This is a genomic window from Dysgonomonas sp. ZJ279 (genome assembly GCF_011039205.1).
Classification (GTDB): domain Bacteria; phylum Bacteroidota; class Bacteroidia; order Bacteroidales; family Dysgonomonadaceae; genus Dysgonomonas.
Window position 1 is genome coordinate 33,869 of sequence record NZ_JAAKEL010000022.1, and the last position, 21,456, is coordinate 55,324.

The 21,456-nt window shown below is 35.8% G+C and carries 22 protein-coding genes; 5 read left to right on the forward strand and 17 right to left on the reverse strand.

Translation table 11 applies throughout. The features are described 5' to 3' along the window. Position 1: 1 nt before the first annotated feature. Both G7Y57_RS15450 and G7Y57_RS15455 read left to right on the forward strand, forming a co-directional pair. Positions 2–1,315 (forward strand): site-specific integrase, encoded by a 1,314-nt coding sequence (locus G7Y57_RS15450; protein ID WP_165026122.1) that lies wholly within the window; start codon positions 2–4, stop codon positions 1,313–1,315. Positions 1,316–1,380: 65 nt separating this feature from the next. Then, positions 1,381–2,718: a hypothetical protein gene (locus tag G7Y57_RS15455; protein WP_165026124.1), complete on the forward strand. Its 1,338-nt coding sequence runs from the start codon at positions 1,381–1,383 to the stop codon at positions 2,716–2,718. A 22-nt stretch (positions 2,719–2,740) separates the two neighbouring features. On the opposite strand, the gene G7Y57_RS15460 is transcribed toward G7Y57_RS15455, so the two are convergent. The 9 genes from G7Y57_RS15460 to G7Y57_RS15500 form a co-directional block, all read right to left on the reverse strand. Next, a complete protein-coding gene (locus G7Y57_RS15460) occupies positions 2,741–3,829 on the reverse strand; it encodes a hypothetical protein (protein ID WP_165026127.1) in 1,089 nt (362 codons plus the stop codon). 69 nt (positions 3,830–3,898) lie between these two features. Continuing rightward, complete coding sequence (locus G7Y57_RS15465) at positions 3,899–4,186, reverse strand: helix-turn-helix domain-containing protein (RefSeq protein WP_165026130.1); 288 nt, start codon at positions 4,184–4,186, stop codon at positions 3,899–3,901. Between the two features lie 2 nt (positions 4,187–4,188). Beyond that, complete coding sequence (locus tag G7Y57_RS15470; protein ID WP_165026133.1) at positions 4,189–4,470, reverse strand: DUF3876 domain-containing protein; 282 nt, start codon at positions 4,468–4,470, stop codon at positions 4,189–4,191. Positions 4,471–4,474: 4 nt separating this feature from the next. Beyond that, positions 4,475–4,750 carry a helix-turn-helix domain-containing protein gene (locus tag G7Y57_RS15475; RefSeq protein WP_165026136.1) on the reverse strand — a complete coding sequence of 92 codons (276 nt, stop codon included), beginning with the start codon at positions 4,748–4,750 and terminating at the stop codon, positions 4,475–4,477. A 243-nt stretch (positions 4,751–4,993) separates the two neighbouring features. Further along, a complete protein-coding gene (locus G7Y57_RS15480; RefSeq protein WP_165026139.1) occupies positions 4,994–5,932 on the reverse strand; it encodes a DUF5712 family protein in 939 nt (312 codons plus the stop codon). 3 nt (positions 5,933–5,935) lie between these two features. Then, positions 5,936–6,523 (reverse strand): BfmA/BtgA family mobilization protein, encoded by a 588-nt coding sequence (locus G7Y57_RS15485; RefSeq protein ID WP_165026141.1) that lies wholly within the window; start codon positions 6,521–6,523, stop codon positions 5,936–5,938. 248 nt (positions 6,524–6,771) lie between these two features. After that, positions 6,772–7,119, reverse strand: a complete 348-nt coding sequence (locus tag G7Y57_RS15490; protein WP_165026144.1) for a helix-turn-helix domain-containing protein — start codon at positions 7,117–7,119, stop codon at positions 6,772–6,774. Positions 7,120–7,265: 146 nt separating this feature from the next. Further along, positions 7,266–7,667, reverse strand: a complete 402-nt coding sequence (locus G7Y57_RS15495; protein ID WP_165026147.1) for a hypothetical protein — start codon at positions 7,665–7,667, stop codon at positions 7,266–7,268. After that, a complete protein-coding gene (locus G7Y57_RS15500) occupies positions 7,648–7,893 on the reverse strand; it encodes a hypothetical protein (RefSeq protein WP_255491479.1) in 246 nt (81 codons plus the stop codon). Before G7Y57_RS15500 ends, G7Y57_RS15495 begins: the two co-directional genes overlap by 20 nt. Positions 7,894–8,026: 133 nt before the next feature. Here G7Y57_RS15500 and G7Y57_RS15505 point away from each other — a divergent pair, with 133 nt between their 5' ends. Further along, positions 8,027–8,791, forward strand: a complete 765-nt coding sequence (locus G7Y57_RS15505) for a LuxR C-terminal-related transcriptional regulator (protein ID WP_165026153.1) — start codon at positions 8,027–8,029, stop codon at positions 8,789–8,791. On the opposite strand, the gene G7Y57_RS15510 is transcribed toward G7Y57_RS15505, so the two are convergent. Then, positions 8,785–9,372: a phosphoglycerate mutase family protein gene (locus G7Y57_RS15510; protein WP_165026156.1), complete on the reverse strand. Its 588-nt coding sequence runs from the start codon at positions 9,370–9,372 to the stop codon at positions 8,785–8,787. The genes G7Y57_RS15505 and G7Y57_RS15510 overlap by 7 nt on opposite strands. A 137-nt stretch (positions 9,373–9,509) precedes the next feature. Here G7Y57_RS15510 and G7Y57_RS15515 point away from each other — a divergent pair, with 137 nt between their 5' ends. Next, entirely contained in the window at positions 9,510–11,570 is a 2,061-nt protein-coding gene (locus G7Y57_RS15515) for a HelD family protein (RefSeq protein WP_165026159.1), read from the forward strand. A 707-nt stretch (positions 11,571–12,277) separates the two neighbouring features. On the opposite strand, the gene G7Y57_RS15525 is transcribed toward G7Y57_RS15515, so the two are convergent. The 7 genes from G7Y57_RS15525 to G7Y57_RS15555 form a co-directional block, all read right to left on the reverse strand. Next, on the reverse strand, positions 12,278–13,309 hold the full coding sequence (locus tag G7Y57_RS15525) for a virulence RhuM family protein (protein WP_165026162.1): 1,032 nt from the start codon (positions 13,307–13,309) through the stop codon (positions 12,278–12,280). Continuing rightward, the gene (locus G7Y57_RS15530) at positions 13,302–14,738 is read right to left on the reverse strand and encodes a tetratricopeptide repeat protein (protein ID WP_165026165.1); all 1,437 of its coding nucleotides are present in this window, start codon (positions 14,736–14,738) and stop codon (positions 13,302–13,304) included. The genes G7Y57_RS15525 and G7Y57_RS15530 overlap by 8 nt, the downstream gene beginning before the upstream one ends. 1 nt (position 14,739) lies before the next feature. Next, the gene (locus G7Y57_RS15535; protein WP_165026168.1) at positions 14,740–17,598 is read right to left on the reverse strand and encodes an NERD domain-containing protein/DEAD/DEAH box helicase; all 2,859 of its coding nucleotides are present in this window, start codon (positions 17,596–17,598) and stop codon (positions 14,740–14,742) included. A 174-nt stretch (positions 17,599–17,772) separates the two neighbouring features. Next, positions 17,773–18,330: a hypothetical protein gene (locus tag G7Y57_RS15540; protein WP_165026172.1), complete on the reverse strand. Its 558-nt coding sequence runs from the start codon at positions 18,328–18,330 to the stop codon at positions 17,773–17,775. 35 nt (positions 18,331–18,365) lie between these two features. Further along, a complete protein-coding gene (locus G7Y57_RS15545) occupies positions 18,366–19,298 on the reverse strand; it encodes a relaxase/mobilization nuclease domain-containing protein (RefSeq protein WP_165026175.1) in 933 nt (310 codons plus the stop codon). Next, a complete protein-coding gene (locus tag G7Y57_RS15550) occupies positions 19,264–19,653 on the reverse strand; it encodes a plasmid mobilization protein (protein WP_165026177.1) in 390 nt (129 codons plus the stop codon). The genes G7Y57_RS15545 and G7Y57_RS15550 overlap by 35 nt, the downstream gene beginning before the upstream one ends. Positions 19,654–19,878: 225 nt before the next feature. Then, positions 19,879–20,385 carry a DUF3408 domain-containing protein gene (locus G7Y57_RS15555; RefSeq protein WP_165026180.1) on the reverse strand — a complete coding sequence of 169 codons (507 nt, stop codon included), beginning with the start codon at positions 20,383–20,385 and terminating at the stop codon, positions 19,879–19,881. A 670-nt stretch (positions 20,386–21,055) separates the two neighbouring features. Between G7Y57_RS15555 and G7Y57_RS15560 the strand changes: the two genes are divergently transcribed. After that, entirely contained in the window at positions 21,056–21,319 is a 264-nt protein-coding gene (locus G7Y57_RS15560; protein WP_165026182.1) for a helix-turn-helix domain-containing protein, read from the forward strand. Positions 21,320–21,456 lie beyond the last annotated feature (137 nt).

Genomic DNA, 21,456 nt, shown 5'->3' on the forward strand with positions numbered 1-21,456 from the left:
CATGGAATACAACAGAAGTACATTCAGCATATTATTCTATCTGAATACAAGTAAGAAAAAGAAGTCTGGTAAATGCCCAATAATGGGTCGTATCAGTGTAGATGGTAAAAACACTGCATTCAGTACAGGGATGGACATTCTTCCCGATGAATGGAATGCACAAGGGGGATTAGCTATTGGAAAATCAAATGCTTCGATAAACAAGCAAATCGAAAACTATAAATCTGAACTGAACACCCACTACAAAGTAATGGTACAGGACAAAGGTTATATCACTGCGGAATCTTTGAAAAATGCTTTGCGTGGTATCGGTACAAACCGAAATACTTTGATGCAGGAATTTGCAGAGTTGGTGGAAGAAAAACGGAAAAGTATTGGAATCAAAATTAAGGAATCCACCTATCCTGTATACCCGAATGCTTACAGGCATTTGAAAGATTTTTTAGCGACAAAATACAATGTAACGGATATTCCATTCGGGAAAGTAGATATTGCATTTATTGAAGCCTATTCGCTCTATCTAAAGCTGGACTTGCGTATGACTCCAAGAACGGTAAAATGTAACTTGATTCCTTTACGAACTTGTATTACAAAAGCTAAACATAAGGGACTGATACGCCAAGATCCATTTTTTGATTATGTTTCTGAAAAGATAATTCCTAAACGCCCGTGGCTCACAATGGATGAGATAGAGTGTTTGATGGGAGTACATACCAAACATGCTACATGGAACTTTACACGGGATATGTTTATCTTTTGCGTGTTTACGGGCATTACGGCTATTGATTTAAGGAATCTGCAACACTCTAATATCCAACGACAGGAAGACGGCAACCTATGGATTGTACTGAACAGGCAAAAGACGGGAACGGCTTCATATATACCATTATTGGATATTCCACTAAAGATTCTTGAACGGTATAGGGATTCTGAATTTGCGGGAACTGATGGTAGAGTTTTTACTCTTCAAACTCATGTCAATATGAATTGGCAACTGAAACGGCTTGCTAAGGCTGCCAAGATTGATAAACGACTGACATTCCACATGAGCCGTTTTACGTTCGCAACGACTATCTGCCTGACTCAGGGTGTTCCGATTGAATCACTTAGCCAAATTATGGGGCATCTCTCCATTAAAACAACACAAATCTATGCGGAGGTTACCCGAACTAAAATCAACGAGGATATGACGAACCTTGCGGAAAGGATTCAGGGGAAATATGAGCTGCCTAAAAATGATGGGAAAATATATAAAATGGGGAGAAGAAATAGAAGGTTTCCTGAAAGGGAAAGCGACAAAAATATTGATTCATAATTGCATTTATTTCAGGTGTTTATGTGTATATTTACATTCAAATTTTATAGATAATCACAATAAGAATGAGTAATATATTTGATATATTTTCAACGAGAGAAATCGCTTTAGCTATATGGCTTCTTATTTTTCTAATTTTCATTTCTAGAACAAAGGATGTCAGACGTTCTATAGCTGGAGTTGTCAAAGCATTTTTCGTAAAAAAACTTATTCTGGCTTTTAGCACACTATTGCTGTATATGCTAATTGTCATATGTATTTTATCAAGTATAGGATTATGGGATATATCATTACTAAAAGATACTTTTCTGTGGCTTTTATTCTCAGGGATTGTCTTATTTATGAATATAAACAAAGTTGAAAATGTAAATTATTTCTCAAAACTCATAAAAGACAATATCAAGATTATTGCTATTTGGGAATTTTTGTTCAATCTTTATACACTTAGCTTAATTGGAGAACTTTTACTTATTCCTATTGTATCCCTGTTTTCTATTATGGAAGTTTTTGCAGAGCATTCTTCAAAAAAGGAAGAAAGTCATAAAAAAGTCGTTATTTTATGTAAGAATATATTAGGACTAATAGGGCTTGGTATGATTGTATATGTTGTATATAAAACAATTACAGAATATGAACTTCTATTCTCTGTTTCCAATATAAAATCTTTTCTATTGCCTATCCTGTTGGTTATATTAACATTGCCATACTTTTATGCTTTAGCTTTATATCTGAATTATGAAAGCTATATTACCGTAGTAAAACATATTCATAGATATAAAGAATCTAAATCCAGTAAAGGGCTGATTATAGCGACTTTAAAATATGCAAATTTTAATTTGAATACATTAAAGCGTATTTGGAAATATCAGGTACATTTTGATTCCTCAAAAGAAACTCCTGACGAGTATATAAGAAGGGTTGCGAAGAAACCTAAATATGTTATATCCGATAAAGCAAAATTGCTTAAGTTTAATGATGTACAAACAATTGTCAATTCACTTTCTGAGATTGGCATTGGAAAATTAGATGAATGGCATAAATCATATGCAGGTGATGATTGTTATTTGTCGATGACTAATTATCACAAATTTGGAATAGATGATATAACAAAAATACCTAATACGCTTGCTCTCTATTTGACTGGAGAGGAAACCCATATCAAACAATTAGAAGTAGTACTGGATATTGGTTGGGAGCAGAATAAGTATCAAGCAATAAAGAAATTTACAGAAGTTTTACAACAGATATTCAATTGTATAGGTATAATGCTGCCTGATAATTTAATTTGTTCAATAGCAGACGGAAAGGAGCAGCATTATGAATATAATACCCATGAAGTGTCCATGAACTATGAAAAATTTGAAAGAATTGAACAATACAAATTGACTGTCATAACCAAATAAATAATACTTAGACAATGGTTTTTTATTTTCGTTTTTTTTCTGGATACATTAACCAGTTTGAAAGACTTAACCTTACAAGTTGTAATGTTTTCAATCTCATTATCCAATCTTGGTGTTCTAAATTCATTTTATTTTCATCTAATGACAAATCATAGTCACCTGAAAACAATTGATTTTGATGAGTTATCTTGCACCGCAAGTTATAAACTTCTCTATATATCTGAGCTGATTTTTCACTTCCAGCTACAAATTTTCTTAAAAATTCAACGAATTTTGTTTTGATACCCCAAATTGGTCTTCCACATTTTGGACAATGATGTGGAGAATCCTTAATCGTCTTACAGTTATGGCATTCAAATGTTATTTCATCATCAGCAACCTCTAAGCTTACCAATCCTTCTATAGCTGAAACGAATGATAGAAAAGCTAAACTTCGTTTATTATCTTGAATATCAATACCGTCACATGTTAAGTAAACACATGATTTCACTTTCTGCAATACTTTTTGTGATAGAGAAAAATAATTATCCAGACAACTTACGATAGTTTCTGGGAATCGTATTTTACCTTCATGATTTTCAACAGGATTATTCGTGAAATATTGATAATAGGGAGATATTAATGGCATTTCTGGATGCTTCTGTTCAGAGAATCGCTCTATTTCAAGCTCTTTCTTTAAATTCGGATACATATATCCCCCAAAAACCCAAGAACTATTTTGGTTATTATATAATGTTTTTTGTTCTTCGCTCAAATTATCAAATCCTATATTGGGAGTCATAATTGCCCATTCATTCCTATCTGATAAATATTTAAAGAACCGATGATTTGTCAAAACAGATAATAAGTTTATGAGTTCAAATTCTTTTTTCTGTTGAGCTGCTAGATCTTCAAATATATCAATTTCTCTTTCATTTCCTTCAAAATCTATATAATATTCAAGAAACAGTGGAAAATGTCTTGCTAAGGGATTTGATGGAGCAGATTTAGACCCAATGGGTAATAGCTGAAAAACATCTCTGTACCTGAATTGTGTTTTTAGCGGTGTTTTTGAAAAAACAATTCTTCTATAGTATTTTCTCATAACTTTTTTAGTTAGTATAACTTCCATAAAAATACTCATAAAAAAAGACCTAAAAGCAATATTCTAGGTCTTTCTTAAATATTTATTTCAAACAACTTATTCAATTTTATCAAAGTTGCTTTCTATGCGTTTTATTATCACCGACTCACAATACAAAATCTTCCCTTTAATCTGAATAAACGGAATAATTTTGTTATCCCGCCAATCTTGTAAAGTCCGAAGGCTGACGCAAAGCATTTTACAAACATCTTTGTTTGTCAGGAACTTTTCGCCATTTAGGTGCGGAGTGCGGTTTTTAAGAGCTTGGTTGACGGAATCTAATACCTCATCCAAAGCCGTAAAGAATTGGGATATTTCAGCCGATTTTCGATCCAATAGTTCCATATTTAGTTACGCATATAATCTCCCAAAGCAGAGAGGGTTAATAAATCTATTTTTGCATCGTAGCTGATAGCGGTTCGTTTCATGTTATAGCTGATAAAATATCCGTCTCCATCCTCCTGAATATCATAAGTAGCAGGGCTAGCCTGTTTACTCGTTTCGTTAATGTGAATGATACTTAGCAGATAGCTGTCGCCATTTCTGTAAATTATGATCGTTGGATTCAGGTTTACGCTTTCCCATGTGCCAACCAACATACTCAAATCAAATACTATTTCTTCTTTCATGGTATTACTTTTTTGATTGTGATTGACTGATTAGGGTTTCAATGTCCGATGCTTTGTAGTAGCACTTACGCCCGATTTGAGAGTAAGATAATGTTCCATTATCCCTATACGATTGTAAGGTTCGGGGCGAAATATGCAGTAGTTCACAAACGGTTTTGTTATCCAACCATTTCTCATTGTTCCGACTATCCTCGCAAAGAGATTTTATTTGCTTGGTAAAATACTCAAAACGTTGTTTTATCTGCTCGAAGGTTCTACCTTCAATTGCTATAATATCCATACTGATTCTTGTTTTAAATTGATACTTAAAAATCTCATTGCAATGATTTGAGGCAAAGGAAAGCAGAATATCAAGCAGTTTTCAAAAGTGTGTAGCAATGGATCGCATTGGCTGTAAATGGCACTTACGGCAGAAGTTATTCTCGGGCAATCGGTTATTCTGCGGGCTTCCGCCCCTTCAAACGGCAGGGAAGCCATGAGCGGAAATAACCGAAGTTGCACGGGAAATAACTTCGGTTCAACCTCACGACTGCCTGAATCCTCGCTTCGGTATCTTCTTTTTCTTTTTCACGGGAGTTTGTTCTTCCTCTTGGTTAGAAATATCAGGCGTAAACAAACCCAATGCAGAGGATAAGCCCAAATCAGGCAGATTGAAATCTTGCTTATTTTCTTGATTTACTGTTTGATAATCTTCTAATTTGGAATCTTGAGAATTTGCAAACTTGTTTCCAATATTGGGATTTTGAAGATTCTCTTGTTTGTTTTTTCTTTCATCAGCAATTTGTCTTTCTTGCATCTTGATTTGACCTGTGATAGAACCATTTTTCATTGTATTATAATATTCAAAACTTTCGGTTAGAGGACGATTGTACATAAATAGCTTGTCAAAACCCTTTTCCACATTCTGAAATAATGCACTCCTATCAAAACCGCCTTTAACTGTTCCTTTGGTGGTGTTCTTGTGGTTGGTTAGAGGACTTATTTTGACTTTGTTCGATTGGTCTTTACGGCTTACTATCAGATGGCAGTGCATATTTAGCTCATTAGTTGACCTGTCACGACTAAAGTGTATCTTCCCATAGAATTTAATATCTTCCGCTTTCAAGTCTTTGTTAAAGTTAGCGGCATAAGTTGAAATAAATACTTCCCTAATATATCGTTTCATTGCTTCGGCTTGTTCTTGTTCGGTATTACCCATTGCTTTGAGTTCCTTCTCCGATGGGCTAATATGGATGGCATAGAACTTAGCATCTGTTTTTAATAGTTGAGCTTTGTTATTGTCAATATCCTTAACTACTTGCGATTTATAAAGATTATCTTCGGTCAGATTGAAAAAACCTTCAGTATATATTCCTTGCTCCATGCGTTCCATATCCTCATGCTCCAAATAGTTACATAGCCTTCGGCTACTGTCTGCATTATTGTATGTACCTTTCGATGGTGGCGGGAAGTCTATATTCATGCCCTATTTTTTATTAATGAGATTCATAATATCTGTTTTCAGATTCTCTTTCCGCTTTCCATCCATCACTCCACAGGCTGACAGTTCCGAATAAAGAGAAATCAGCATTAACAGTCTCTCATTATCCCTCTGTTGTATTTGGGATTGGCTATTGATAACTTTGGAATGGTTTGTTACAACATCCGCTATTTTTCCGAACTGTTCGTCCAGTTTTTTCAACACACTAACAAGAGTATCTTTCGAGCTCTTTATCTCTAAGTCTAACCGTTGGGATAGCTCCTTTGCTGTTCCATCAAATCGGGTAGCAATAGAGTTGCTTGTGCGTATCATAGGATTAAGCTGTTCCTCTTCATAGTGGCGAATAAAACGAATAATATCATCCTGCCGTTTGTTGATTTTGGATAACTCCGATTTGACAGATTCAGGAGCATCGGCAGGGTTAATAGAAGCCTTGTCAATATACTGGAATGCCAACTTTACAACTTCACTCTTTTTCAGCGAATAACGTTTACATATTTTATCTATTAAACGCCCTGTTTCCTTGTCTATGGAAACTGTGGTATATACGATTTTTCTATCTTGATTTTGCATAGTAATTACTTTTTAATGGAAAATCATGTTGTTAAACTGTTGACAATAAGAGCTTAATCAATTACACTTATTAAAAGTGTAATTACAGTGCTTTCGCATAAAGCACTAAAGCCGAAGGCTTTGCCCCGCAGGGCAAGAGGAGAACAGGACGTTAGTCCAGTTCCCTCTTGCTTAATTTCGCAAAACACACAGAGCCGTAAGGTGAAGTTGTTTTTGAGAAATGCGGAGCCATTACATAAGGCGGTTGGCTAAACCCCGCCTTCGGTGGTTTTCATCGGATTGCTTGTTGCCTTGTCGAACTGTTGGAACGTGCGAAAATCGCAATGCTCCCTGACAAACGAGCGAATATCTTCGGCTCGGTAGTAGGTCTTATGTCCGATTTTGAAGAACGGTAGAACGCCATTGCTTCGGTATCGTTGCAGGGTTCGGTAGGATACTTTCAACAGAAATGCCAAATCTTGGTTATCCAACAATTTCTCGTCCTTGTCGAAAACATCGTTGGTGTTTATGAGCGATTTGAGGTCTTTGCCTATCTCGCTCAATTTTTTGGATAGCTTCTCCATCCATTTATCAAAATCTTCATTATTGATATACATTTTGCTTCGTTTTTGAGATTAATACTGATTTTCTCAATCGATTGATGAAGCAAAGCTCGGCAGATGAACGCAATAAAAATAGGGGAATCCCTATGGACTCCCCTAAAATTGAATTGTAAAATACTATATATCAAATATTTGTAAAATTATCTTTTTTCATCTTGTTTTCGGCGTGTCTTAACGATTAGATTTTTCAGAGAATCTAATGCTTTGGTCAGGTTGTAAGGCTTACGGCTTAATATTCGTGCTTTTGATTTATAAGCGTTCCCGAAACTAAAATTAAAAGCGGCTTCCAAAGCCTGTGCAATATGGATGAACGGGGCAGGCTTGCCTGTCTCGTCCAAAAATTGGCGGGATAATTCAAATGAAACGGCAAATTCTCCCATGCTGTCAATCCCCAAGCCTTGCGACTGGGGGATAAAATAGACTTTGGAATTGTTGGATTGTGTATTCTTTAGGGATTGATTTGCTTGTAAAAAAGTGAGTTTAAGCAAATCAATTTCAGATTCAAGGAATAGGATAGATTTTCTAAGATAAGCAAATTTCAAGGCATTTTTCCCCCTGCTCGTACTGATTAAGCGATTCTATGAATACTAACTCAATACGAGTGTTATTCAGTATCCGAAAGACTTCCGAATGATTACTTTCAGACTGGCTGACAGTGGTTTTTACCTGTTCCTTGAAGCAGCCATAGGCATTTTGCATTTCTTCGTTTGTTACTTGTGAGGGTTCAGACAATAGGCTGAATAACCTCGAATCATTAATAATCCACATAAGCATATATTTTAAAGATTAATATAGGAGTTCATTGTTTAAGAATCCTTGCTTTGTGAATTTTTTAGTGGCACGTCAAAGATATTGAATGTTCTTCACCTGATAAATGGCTATTTATAGCTATCTTTGCGCTATGACTTCCAGTAAAATAACCCCCGAAGAACTATGGTCAAGACAGCAAATCAGCAGTCTTGATGTTGACTATGATTTGTGGAATAAGAAAAGGGTGTCCATACAGAATTTCTCCCAAATGAGCCAAAGCTGTATTTTTACTGTTGATGTGTTTAAGGAAAGATATGATTTTGCTTCCGACAACTTCTCTACAATTTTAGGATATAATCCCACATGGATAAAAACGATAAGGAAGCAGGGCGACTTATTGGAAGATAGAATACATCCGGATGATCGCTCTCAACTATTGGAATACCAGATTGAGCATGGACGGTTTATCTATTCTCTTCCGCAGGAAGAAAGAAATGACTACCAGCAGATATTTCAATACCGGATACTGAATGCAAAAGGGCACTATGTAAATGTAACCAGCCGTCAGCAGGTTCTTGAAAAAGACAGGAACGACAAGGCTTGGATTATTATGGGAATTGTGGATGTATCTCCTGACCAGACATTCACAGAAAAAATCAAAAGAACGATTATAAATTGGAAAACAGGCGAGATTCTTTCACCTGCATTAATTCCGGCAGAGAAGCAACTTACTAATCGTGAAAAAGAAATACTGCTATTAATTCGTCAGGGCTTGCTGAGTAAAGAAATTGCAGATAAACTAAGTATCAGTATTTATACGGTTAATAATCACCGAAAAAGTATATTGACTAAATTGAATGTCGATAACGTGATTGAAGCAATTAATACTGCCCGCGACTTCGGGATCATCTATTGAGGCAGCCAATCTAAACTGTTTGTCATCGGATTGGTTCTTCGCCATTGTTCCAATTCCTCATAACTTTTCACCCCACCAGTAAAAACAGCGTAGTATATCTCTATGCCGGGAATCATTACGCCATCCGGTACATCGTATTTGATTTGAAGAATGGTTTCGCGGATTTCAGGCGTTAGCTGCCGGATTATAGCATCGGTTGCATGCTCTACTTTGCCATCATATTTTGAGCCCCGGCGAATATGAATCATATCGAACTTCCATGTATTCCGGTCTTTATCTTCATACAAGGTATGCCATTCGATGCACTCTTCTTCCGTATCTATTCCATTGATATACTGAACTTCTTTCAGAGATAGCCTTTCTGCCAGTTCCTGCATAACGGAGAAACTTTCAGCAACATCAAGCCTATCCGTATAAATATGCATATCTATATCCCTGCTTTTCATCAACAAACCGGATTTGAGTGAACCAACCAGATTAACAGTTGCCCCAATATGCTCCCATGCAGAAATGATACGTGTATCTTCCAGTATCTTCCATGCGGTTTGTTGATTCTGTTCTGCGAGTTTAAGGATATCCATATTTCTTTTATTGAGAGCGCAAAGATACAAAATCAACTTGATATATAGCTATAAATAGCCATTTCGTACACCATTGAAACGCAGTAATTTTACACACCTTTTTGTGTCTTTTTTAATGTAATAATAAGGAGTATTTTATGGTATTTAATCAAACAGAGAAACAGGAACGTGAGTATTTACAGCAGGTTATCAATTTGCTGAATAAAACCATCAATAGTACAGATGTGTCGGTAAAAGAACATGTCGATACATTGGCAGAGTATAAAGATTACTTGTGGTCGAATAAAGACATTGACCCACACGAAATACGTTCGATGAGGGAAAGTATTCTGAACCACTTTGCATTGGGCGAGAATGTGATTGACAAACGTAAACGATTAATCAAGATATTGGATATTCCTTATTTCAGTCGGATTGACTTTAAGGAAAGAGAAAAAAGCGGTAAGGTTTTGCCTGTCTATATCGGAGTCCATTCGTTCTACGATTCGCAGAGTAAGATGAGTTTTATTTATGATTGGCGAGCACCGATTTCAAGTATGTTTTACGACTATGAATTGGGAGAGGCTTCTTATCAATCTCCGGCAGGCAAAGTAGCAGGAGATATTACACTCAAAAGACAATACCGAATCCGAAAAGGCAGAATGGAATACATGATTGAAAGTTCGCTGACCGTTCATGACGATATCCTGCAAAAAGAGTTGAGTTCCAATGCAGATGATAAAATGAAGAATATCGTGGCGACTATCCAACGGGAACAAAACCAGATTATCCGTAACGAAGAGGCTCAAACGATAATCATACAAGGGGTTGCCGGATCGGGTAAAACATCTATTGCTCTGCATCGTATTGCTTACCTACTCTATGCGTTCAAGGGGGGTATTTCTTCAAAAGATATATTGATAATATCTCCGAATAAAGTGTTTGCCGATTATATTTCCAATGTGCTTCCCGAACTTGGCGAAGAAACTGTTCCCGAAACGAGTATGGAGCAGATACTTTCCGGCATATTGGATAACAAATATAAATTTCAGACCTTCTTTGAACAGGTAAACGAATTGCTCACAAAATCTGCTCCGGAATTTACAGAGCGCATACAGTATAAAGCCTCTTTTGAATTTATTTCCCAATTAGACAGGTTTATCCTGCATGTCGAAAACAACTACTTCAAAGCTGTGGATGTAAAACTAACAAAGTATGTTACTATTCCTGCCGAATTTATCGAAGAGCAATTCAGGCGTTTCAATCGCTATCCGATGCGCCAACGCTTCGAAACGACGACTGATTATATCTTGGAAATGGCACAAGTTCAATATCGGATTACAGTTACCACTGCCGAACGAAATCTGCTCAAAAAAGAGATCAAGAAGATGTTTGCCGGGAATAACGATATTCAGGTCTATAAAGATTTATTTGACTGGGCAGGCAAGTCCGAAATGTTCAAGATGCAGAAGAACCGTACACTTGAATATGCGGATTTAGCGCCATTGGCATATATCCATATTGCATTGGAGGGTAATAGCACACAAAGCAAGGTTAAGCATCTTCTTATAGATGAGATGCAGGACTATTCGCCTATCCAATATAAAGTTTTACAGAAACTTTACCCTTGCCGGAAAACCGTTTTGGGCGATGCTAGCCAGTCGGTAAACCCTTACGGCTCATCGACTGCCGATATGATTCAGAAAGTATTGATAACCGGAGAGGTGATGAAGCTGTGCAAAAGTTATCGCTCCACATACGAGATAACCGAGTTTGCACAAAAGATTCGGAAAAACGAAGAACTGGAACCAGTCGCCCGGCATGGAGAGAAACCGCAAATTATGAGACTCAAAAAGGAGGACGATGAAATTTTTGCAATTGCCGATTTGATTTCGGCATTCAAAAAATCAGGCTACACATCACTTGGAATCGTCTGTAAAACGGAATCACAAGCGAAAGAGATAGCGGACAAGCTAAAAGCATATACAGACAATGTTTACTTCCTTTCAAGCCTAAGTTCTGCTTTTGTTCAAGGAATTATTATCACGTCTGCCCATATGGCAAAAGGGTTGGAGTTCGACGAGGTAATCATTCCGCAAGTGACCGATAAGAATTACAATTCGGAAATTGATAGGGGTATGCTCTATGTTGCAATAACAAGGGCAATGCACCGACTGACATTGACCTATGTTGGAACGAAAAGTGATTTTATTCCATAACTTCTTATGTATTCCAATAAAATAAATGCTTATTTTTGCAGTAGAGTTATTTGAAACAATGGAAACCCAAAGCAGACCAAAGCATTTCGCTCGTTTCTAAATTGTTACCCATTGCTCTTTTCCTTTCCGATAAATATCTGTTATTCAGCGGATAATTTTCAAATCTTCTACTGCTTCACCGGTCTTGCATTCTCTGATGTTAAAAGCTTAAAACAAGAACATCTGGCATTAGATAACGAAGGCGTAACCTGGATTCGCAAACAACGTGTAAAAACAAACAATATGTGTAACATTCCACTGTTGGATGTGCCGATGCAAATACTAAAACGTTATAAGCATCATGCAGACTGCATCAAAAAAGGAGTATTACTACCCATACCCTGTAACCAAAAGATGAACGCTTACTTGAAGGAAATTGGAGATTTGTGCGGAATTAGGAAGCAATTAACCACTCATTGTGGAAGGCACAGAATTCATTCTTTCCCTCTAACAACAAGTAACTTACAAAATGTTTTTCATCAACAGGTAACGATTTAGAAACAAACCGATGTTTTGTGGATATTTCTTTCTGAATCAGTGGTTTGAAGCGTCGTGAATTCAGAATAGGTAACGGATAAGTAACGAGTTAACTTCTCTAGTTTGCTCCGCTTTTGAGCAGGTTGATTAGCTTGGGACAAAGATAAAACAATATTTTAAATCCACATAAACTACTTCGATATATTGTCTGTATTATCGTCTCTTTGAGATTTCAACTCTTTTATAGCTCTATCGAAATCGCTTTCGTATTGCAGCATTTCTTTACGACGATACTCTTCAAACTCTTTGGTTGCCTTTTCGATGGCTTGTTTATGTGAAACTGTTCCCGCATTGGTAAGTAATGGACGATTCCCTACAGAAAGTATATCATTCAATTTTTCTATCCATTGCTGCATGGTCATTGAATGTTCTTCGATAGCTTGCAGTTCGGCAAAATCAAGATATTGAGACACCAATAAATTTAAAACCTGTAATTCTTTTTCCGACAAATAGTTCTTTGCAATTTTGACATCATCACGGGTAATATAATCGCCTTTAAAGTTGGTCATACCCACCATTGGTTTATCGGAATCGACTCTCTCGTAGATTACTTCCGCTGCCGTGTGTTGATGGGCGGCATAGTGCATTTTGTTTTGTACCGTAGCAAAGAACTGCCGGGTCAGATCGGTTCGTGAATCGTAATCTATTGCTGTGGCATAAATATCAGTCACTTGTTGGTACAAATTACGTTCGCTCGAACGAATATCCCTGATTCGTTGCAGCAACTCACGAAAATAGCGATTCCCGTTTCCTTTGAGGCGTTCATCGTCAATCGTAAACCCTTTTTGGATATATTCGTGCAGTCGTTGCGTCGCCCATTGTCTGAATCGTGTTGCCACTTGCGATTTCACACGATAGCCGATAGCAATAATCATGTCCAGATTATAATGTTCAATTTGTCTTTTTACCGACCGGTTGCCTTCCTGACGAACTAACAAGAAATACTTGTGAGTTGCTTCTTTCGATAATTCGCTTTCGTCTAATATGCTGTTAATGTGTAGGCTGATATTTTGCTGAGTAGTATCGAACAACAGAGCGATTTGCTGTTGCGAAAGCCAGATATCTTCTCCGTCAAAACGGACATTGACATTCGTTATTCCATTATCATCCTGATAAAGGACGAATTGGCTATTGGTTGGTTGGGTTTTATCGTTTTTATTCATTTAGTTTTAAAATTTTCACTTGTTCTTTTTCCCCTTCAACCGCAGGTAGAATTTGAAAAACGATTTTGCTTCCTACGATTATTTTAGGTGTTAAATGAAAGTTTGAAGAAACGGCAAAATAATGTTCATTTTCGTTGCTCTTTATAAATCCGACCTTACCTCGTTCATTATCGTGTAATATCCTTACAACTTCTCCAACTGAATTACGCTCATTTGACTTGGGACTCTTGCTTTTTACAACTTGATTTGAATTAAAATCATTCCAATATTTTTTTAGTTCATTTTTTAATTCGGCAATCTTTGACAACGGAATCTCCACCTCTGAAAATTGAGTCAATTCTTCAACTATTTTTTGTGAAATTTTCCATTCTTCTTCCTGACGAATCAATTTTGAAAGAGAAAAATGTTTAAAAGCTAAATCTAAAATTCCTTGTTCCTTTAGAATTTTTCCAAGAAGAAAGAATAAATCAACTTTAAACTCTAATAGTCCAAAATTATTAATAGCACTTATTGCCATTTTGAAAGCTGATTCTAAATCATTTTTTTCAAAGTAAAGTTCTGCTAATTCTTTTTGGATAAACCATTCTCGTTTCTTTTTTAGGATAGTTTCAAGTTCTTTGATTGCATCTTCCGTATTACCAAGATTTTTCTTAGATAAGGCTATGCGTCTTGAAAACCAAACATCGTTTGAATAGTGAAAACTCTCAATCTTCTCAAGGGCTTCTTTTGAAGTGTCAAAGCATTCCTGCCATTCTCCCAACTTCATTAGGGCTTTCGTTTTATATGCGTACCAATTTTCAAAATCAGAAGCTAATTCCATTTCTTTTGTTTGCCCTTTACGTTCAACTTGAATAATGGAACATTTCTGAGAAAGAGACTCTCGGTCTATTTGGCTACAAAAGTCATTTATCAGTTTCCAATTAGGGGCAGTTTTTTTCTTTTCTGATTTTAATACAATTAGAAATAGGTTTGAATTTAAAGTCTTAGTAAATTCACTATCAAACTGAAAAAGAATGGAAATTAGATTTTCAATTCTTTCAATCAATTCAGTTCTGTTATAACTAAAGTTTTTCGTTTGGATTTCTGCTTCGTCTTCTTCAAAAAATACACTTTCATCCTCGATATCGCTTTCACTTTGATTTTCAAATTTGTATTTAGCCCAAAGTAGCCAACCATAAGCGGATAAAACTCGCTCCTTTTGTTCAGCAGCTATACAGATATCGTAGATTCTCAGAAATTGGAACCCTGCATCAAACTGGTTTGTATATCTTAACGCTGACATTATATCAGAAACGATATATTCATGATTTGCAATCTGTTCTTTCGAAAAATCTACTTTATTTTCTTTAAAATAAGTAAGTATTTCAAGATATTTTTTTTCCTTCCTTAAGGATGCAATTTGTCTGCTAAAATCAAATAATGTAAGCATCTTAATTTGTTTTTAGTTCATTAATAATATCTTGGAATGCTGACCATAATTCCATTTCAGTACAAGAAGAAGCAATAATTGCAGAAAAGAATCCATCTCCATCATAATACATATCAACAAGCAATGTGTCATTAGATTTGTTGATTTGTATTGTATCTTTGAATGGGGTTTGAATTATATAGCCAATAGATAAGTTTTTCAATTCAAATTTTTCATTCAAATTGTAATAAGCCTTTTTTCGCCAAATTTGATGAATGAATTCAAAGTCTGATATTTTGTTTTCTGTTTGTAATAAATTTAATACTTCAATCCCAAATTCTTTGGGCTGTGACTTCATCAAAGATGGCATGTTAAATTGCCCTTTTTTATTGTAATACGTAGAAATTGTTGCAATTTCACCATGTGCACCCTTAATTTCATATAGTTCTTGATAGTTAGAATGATTAATTGAATTTATAATCAAATGTTTTTTTGACAATTTACTTTCAATAAACTGGAAAAATTGCAACAACGAAGACTTGCTCTCTGATTCTTGAAATTTGTATTTTTCAGCTATTTCTTTATTCAGAACAGAAAGGTCTGCCTGAATATCTGAGATATAAAAAAACTCTTTCCCTTTTTCAACTTTAGGAATAGTAGGATTTATTTCACTCTTAGAAAAAGGGGTAATTGGCTCGTAATTAATTAGATTAACCTTTTGAGTTGCTCTGATTAATCCTGTATAAATCCATTTAAAATATGTTTCATTTGTTTTTCCTGTACCTGTTTCAACATTAAGAAATATTTCTTTCCATTTATATGACATTGCTTTGTGGACGGTCAAAGCCCATCCAAATCGCATTTGTGCTACATTTTTGTATTTGTAATAATTAGAAGAAGGTCTAGTTTGCAAATGTTTTTGAATGCATTTTCTTAACTTAGATATTCCTTTTCGAGTTTTACTATCATATTTATCCAATAAATTTTTTAATTCTTCATCTATGTGATATTTACCACTTTTGAAATTCTCTATTTCTTCTTCAGCAAGTTGATTTAAGAGAATTTTAAAGGAGATTATTTCTTCTTTCGAAAGTTCTCCTTTCTCATTCAAACGAAAATTTTCAAGACTTAAAAAAGTAAGTATATGATTTGATTCTTGTAATTGAATCGTCGTTTTTCTAAAAGTTAGCGGAGTAAGTAGTTTTTCTCTCTTTATTATTGGGTCTGAAAAATCAATTATAGATCCAAATTGACCATTATATATCTTTTTAGGTTCAGCAAATGGGTCGTTTTCATCTTCAACACGAATGTTGTTGCCAAAAACTATCAAATCTCCTTTATTTAAATCATTTCCATTTTTAATTATAGAATTTTTTATCCAAAAATTAACTTTTTGAGCGTCAGAATTTGAAAAGCAGAGGATATGAGAATTCTTATTTGATTTTAAAGAATTTTCTATCTCTGATTTTAGATTTTCCTTTGTAATTGAACATGTTGAATCTGAAAAGTTAAAACTGAGGTTATTGAATGACTGTTGGCGAATACAATCAACAGATTTAAGAGCTTCCCTAACAATCAGGGATTTATCTTCTTTGTCTATAAGTTGAAATGCTTTTGTGCTGAATTCATATTCATTCGCTAAATATTCTGGATTTAAAGCCGATTCTTCTTTCTTTCCGATTGAAAGTTGATAGCTATCCCCGATAAAAATTATTTTTCTTTTTGAGTTTTTCAAGTCTGCGAATTCAATAAAATCTTTAAGTAATTTTCCCGAACCAAACCTTAAATCTATTGACTGGTGGTAATTGTCAGATATTAAATGTGACTCATCCACGATAAATATTGACTCTTCCGTATCATCTGATTTTTTGAGAGGAACAATTTCTAAGTTGAGAACGTCATCGGCAGTTTCATCTTCTTTGGAATCCTCTGTTTCTGTGTTTATGTTTCCTCCATATATGTAAGAATAAATACTGTCAAATGGTAGATTTGTATTTTTCAGCAGATTATTGGCTACTCTTCCTGATGAAGCAAAAAGTTTAACTTCCGATATTTGATTATTAAAGGCAACATCTTTTATAAATGGAATCAAATGTGTTTTCCCACTTAAAGAAGTTCCTTGAAGAACGAAAAATTTTTCATTATCCGATTTGATAAAACTTTGTACCTCTGAAAGAGCCGATTTTTGGTCTGGATAAAGATGTTCAAAGTCTAAATTTGTTTCGTAAGTCGTAAAGTTCTTATTATCATAATCTTCAAAAATATCAAACTGATCGGCTCTGAAAATTTCTTTGAAAACATTGAAGGACTCTTTTGATAGATTTACTTCTTTATCTGAAATGTCGATAATATCTTTTATCTTTTCGAGGTAATTGTTTTTCTCAATAATGAAAAAATTCAATTCTTCTTTTGGCGGGATGCTTCCAATTAATTCAATTTGCTTTTGAAAGCACACAATTCTTACTGTGTGATAAGGATTGAAGCAATCTATTTGTGGTAATTTATCCAAAATTTGACTTTCAACAACCTTTGTAAATCTGTCTTTTTGATTTTTTAATTGCACAAATGGATTTATAGAACTTCCACCTTTGATAATTTCTCCTTTTTCATTTGTCCATCGTCCAAAGTCAAATTCTGATTTTGCATTTTTTGGTAAAGTTATTTTTCCTCCAAAATTCTTGAAGTCGATAATACAAACAGTCTTCTGAGTTACCAGCAAAGCATCTATTTGAAGTCGACTTTCAACTTCACATTCAGAATTGGCAATAAGTAAGCCATCAAGTGAATACTTGTCAAATACGTTTTTAAGGTTTTCTGCAAATTCCCTAAAAAACGTATTTTCATAATTCTTTGAAGCTGTTCCTTTTCTTATTTCAAGCATACTTTTTACTCCTTTTTAAATATTTGGAAGTCGGCTAATCAGTAGACGCACAACTCATATATTGTCACGCAGACTGTTCAAGATGAACTAAAAATCTTTTATATCGCTCCAAATTTAGCAAATATTTGAGAAACAGCCTCTATTATATTTTAAAACTTTGACTTACAGTGGAGTTCATTGCTTTTTCCTTATTCCTGTATCAGGTCTTGCGTTATTCTTGAGACTATCCATTTCCGTCTGCATTTCTCTAACAACAACACTCTGTCTGTAATATTCATTCATTAGCAACGAATAATCATTCTGCTGCTTCATACAAAAGAGTGTCAGAGTAAACACCAGCAAGCCAAGAATTCCGATCACTAAAGAAGACTTTCGGACTTTAAAGAACCTAAAATTGAAATGAGTGTCATCCGTTTTTTGTGATTCGGCAGTCTCCTTTTGCTGTTTTCGGATATGAGCAACTGTGCCTAAAGTCTTTTTGACATCCTCGGTCAACTGCTGAATATTCTTACTATTTGCCTCAAAATGAGAGTCGCTCGATAAACCAAGAATGCGAATATCACCCTTAATTTTAGCAATTATCTCGTCTTTTGTTTCTCCAAAATCAATCTTAATTTCTGACTGATCCTTTTGAGGAGTCAGTGACTTTTGTGTTATCGCAAACTTTTCCAGTTTCTTATCTAACTCGCATAATTTCTCCCATAACGCATCGTTTGATACTGACTGTGCCATATTTTTCTTTTTTTTAAGTTGTTAATTACTTCTTTTTATCTACTTATACCCTTGCGTTTTTCGGGCTTCTTTTTCTTTTTTTTCTTTAATGTTTCCGATTCGTTCGGGTCATAGTCCGATGGTTGAATATCGAATAAACCGCCTATGCCCGATGCAATATCGGCTACTCCCAATGCAATATTTTCCAATATGGGACTTCCTGTTTCTTTCGGAATGTTTATCTGCTGCTGTTCCTGACTGTGGTTATTATCATTCAACATCATATCCAGCTTGAAATAGCTAAATTGTCGGTCAACCTCCGAACCTTTAAAAGAGTGGTCTCCCTTCTTAAATGAAATACCCTGTACTTCATCCGTTTGCCTTTTTAGCTTGTACTCTATGGATATGCCTTTTTGTTTGAGGGTTTCTTCAAACTGCTGCCAACTCTTTGCTTTAGAAAGAGAGCCTTTAATCGCATGGTAGATTTCATATTTAGTCTGTTCTGCTCCCTTTAGTTTCTGAACGTTAACATTCTCCTTGCCTTTACCATAAGTCAGGTTATATTTATCCTTGAGCTGCTTGCAAACCTTTTCATTCCGATAGCGGTCATTCTTATCGGAAATCGTCTTGCCGTCATTGTCTACTCGGTTGAACACAATATGACAATGCGGATGACTGGTGTTGCTATGGCGAACGATAATGTATTGCGTATTCTCTATTCCCATCAATTTCATATACTCCTTTGCCAAACGTTCCATAAATTGGTCTGTCATCCGTTCTTTATCATCAGGAGAGAACGCTAACGGGATATGACCGACACATTTCGAGAGGTTCGGGTTGAGCAAACTTTGCATATAAAAGCTGTTGATAATCGATTTGGTATCCGTTTCCAATACACCATCACTAGCCAAAACAGTTGCATCCTTATTGCCCAAAACGTATGAGATACATCCTTTAAAACTTCGTCCTTTTACTATTTTTCCAATCATCGGAGAGCTTATTTATGATAGTTTGAATCTGATTGAATAGATTTTCGGCTTCCTGTTCGAGCCGTTTTACACCTAAAAATTTAGCGGTTTTTGTGAACTGGTTCAGATTATTGCCCATATTCGAGAGACTTCGAAGAGTATCCAGTTCTTCTTTTTTCAGTGGCTCCTTGATAACCCCATCCAAAATCGCATCATGGCAGTAAACACTAAGCGAAAGGTTTGCTTTGGCAGCCCGATGCCTGATGGCATAGAGTTCCGGCTCGGAAAAGCAGACTGCAATCGTCTTGTCTTTCCGAGTAACGGAGCTCTTCTTCGGGCGTCCTCCTTTTCGCTTATCTTGATTGTCCTGATTCAATTCTTAATTTATTGTCAACTTATAAAAGCAATAATAAAAGGGTCTGCGACCCAAAAACTGCGACCATCGGGAGCGGTTTTCCCCTTTGGCTGATAAGCCAAAGCGAGGGTTTTCATGCAATGAAAACATAACCTCGCTCCGCTAAACCGAACATGAAATGTTCCTTTAGAAAAGTAAGCCGTAAATTATACACAGGCTTACCCTTAAATTGGCAGAAGCTAACCATTACAGCTTCTTCCACATTTCCACATCATCGTTGTATATATCCAGATGATGCCGGGCAAGGTTCTCAATGAAACCCGATACACTCCGCCCTCTTCCTCCCAAGCGGTGGACAATCTCGTCTATCCTGTCCCGTACCTCACGGCTGACAAATACCGGCTTGCGGTCTTCGAGCTTGGGAACAGTAAGAAATGTTCCACGATACTCATCAAGCGATTCTTTCCGTTGTTTGGAAACTACTGTTGGGACAGGTGGTTGTTCTACTTCGGTTGATACTCCCGCTTCGGTTTGTAGACTATCCATAGTATCGTCCGTTTCGTTCGGTTGGATAGTTTCATCAGCACCGGTACTATTTCCAGCAATTTCTCTTTCAACCGCCTTTTGAAATTCTGCTTCCGCGTCATCGCTGGCGGAATTCGTTTCCCTTGTTTTGACAAATCCCGAAGTCAGTAGAAAATCGTCGGGAATTTGAACTTTGCCTTTTCTGCTTTCTGTTTGCTTACTATTCATAGCATACTGTGTTTAGAAAATTATTATTATGGCTTCCTTTTGTTTGGACAGCCGATTATCGACAGCAAATAAACAACTATTAATCAGCAGTGTTAACAGACTTGGTTTGTATGGAGTATTCTGCAATATCTTTCTTCTGTATCAAGTGTATGGGCAGTGCAGACTGCTGTGTTTTGCATATCTGATTAAACTGAGTAAGTTGAATACGATATGTAAAAATGATGTTTTCTCTGTTGGTATCCAGTGCAGCATCTCAATGGGCTGAAAAATGCTTTTTTAACTGAAAATTGATCATCAAACCGAAAAAGTGTGGCTCATGCCCTAGACAAGCCCTGCCACAAGCATCCACACGTCTTTCAAGCCATTGAAGGTTGAACTTTTCTGCTTTACTTCGTATCAAAAGAGAGAAAATTTAAGGACAAGACAGCAGGGCATTGACGCCACTTACTTCCAAATCGACGCCATATGCTGCCACCTGTCTAAAAACTCGTTGACGGCTGAATTTTTCTTTTTTATTTCGCAGCAAAATGAGGAAGTTGAAACGATTGAAATAGCTTATTGATAAGCAAAATACAACATGCGAATGCAAAGGAATCTATCCTTTGGAATGTGGTAATTGAAAGGCTTACTTTTGGAGCAAATATGAATAATAATTTAAAAATATAGTGCAATGGAGATCGTAAATATTGAAGCAAAAACATTTGAAGCGATGCTTTCAAAATTTGAGAGTTTCGCTATCCGAATGGAACACCTTTGCCATTTGTATGGCGGCAGGGAAAGTGAATGGTTGGATAATCAGGATGTATGTATGCTGTTGAATATCTCGCCTCGAACCTTGCAAACGCTTCGGGATAACGGTACGCTGGCGTATTCTCAAATCAACCACAAGACCTATTACAAACCCGAAGATGTGTATAATATAATTGAAAAGTAGTCCACTAAAATAATTGAAAAGTATACCACCGGTTAAGTAAAATCCGCTAGAGCTTCTAATAAAGCCCTGCATTTTACTAACAAATATTAACATTATAAATTCCTTTGTGTATGAAACACTAACACAGAGGGTAAAAT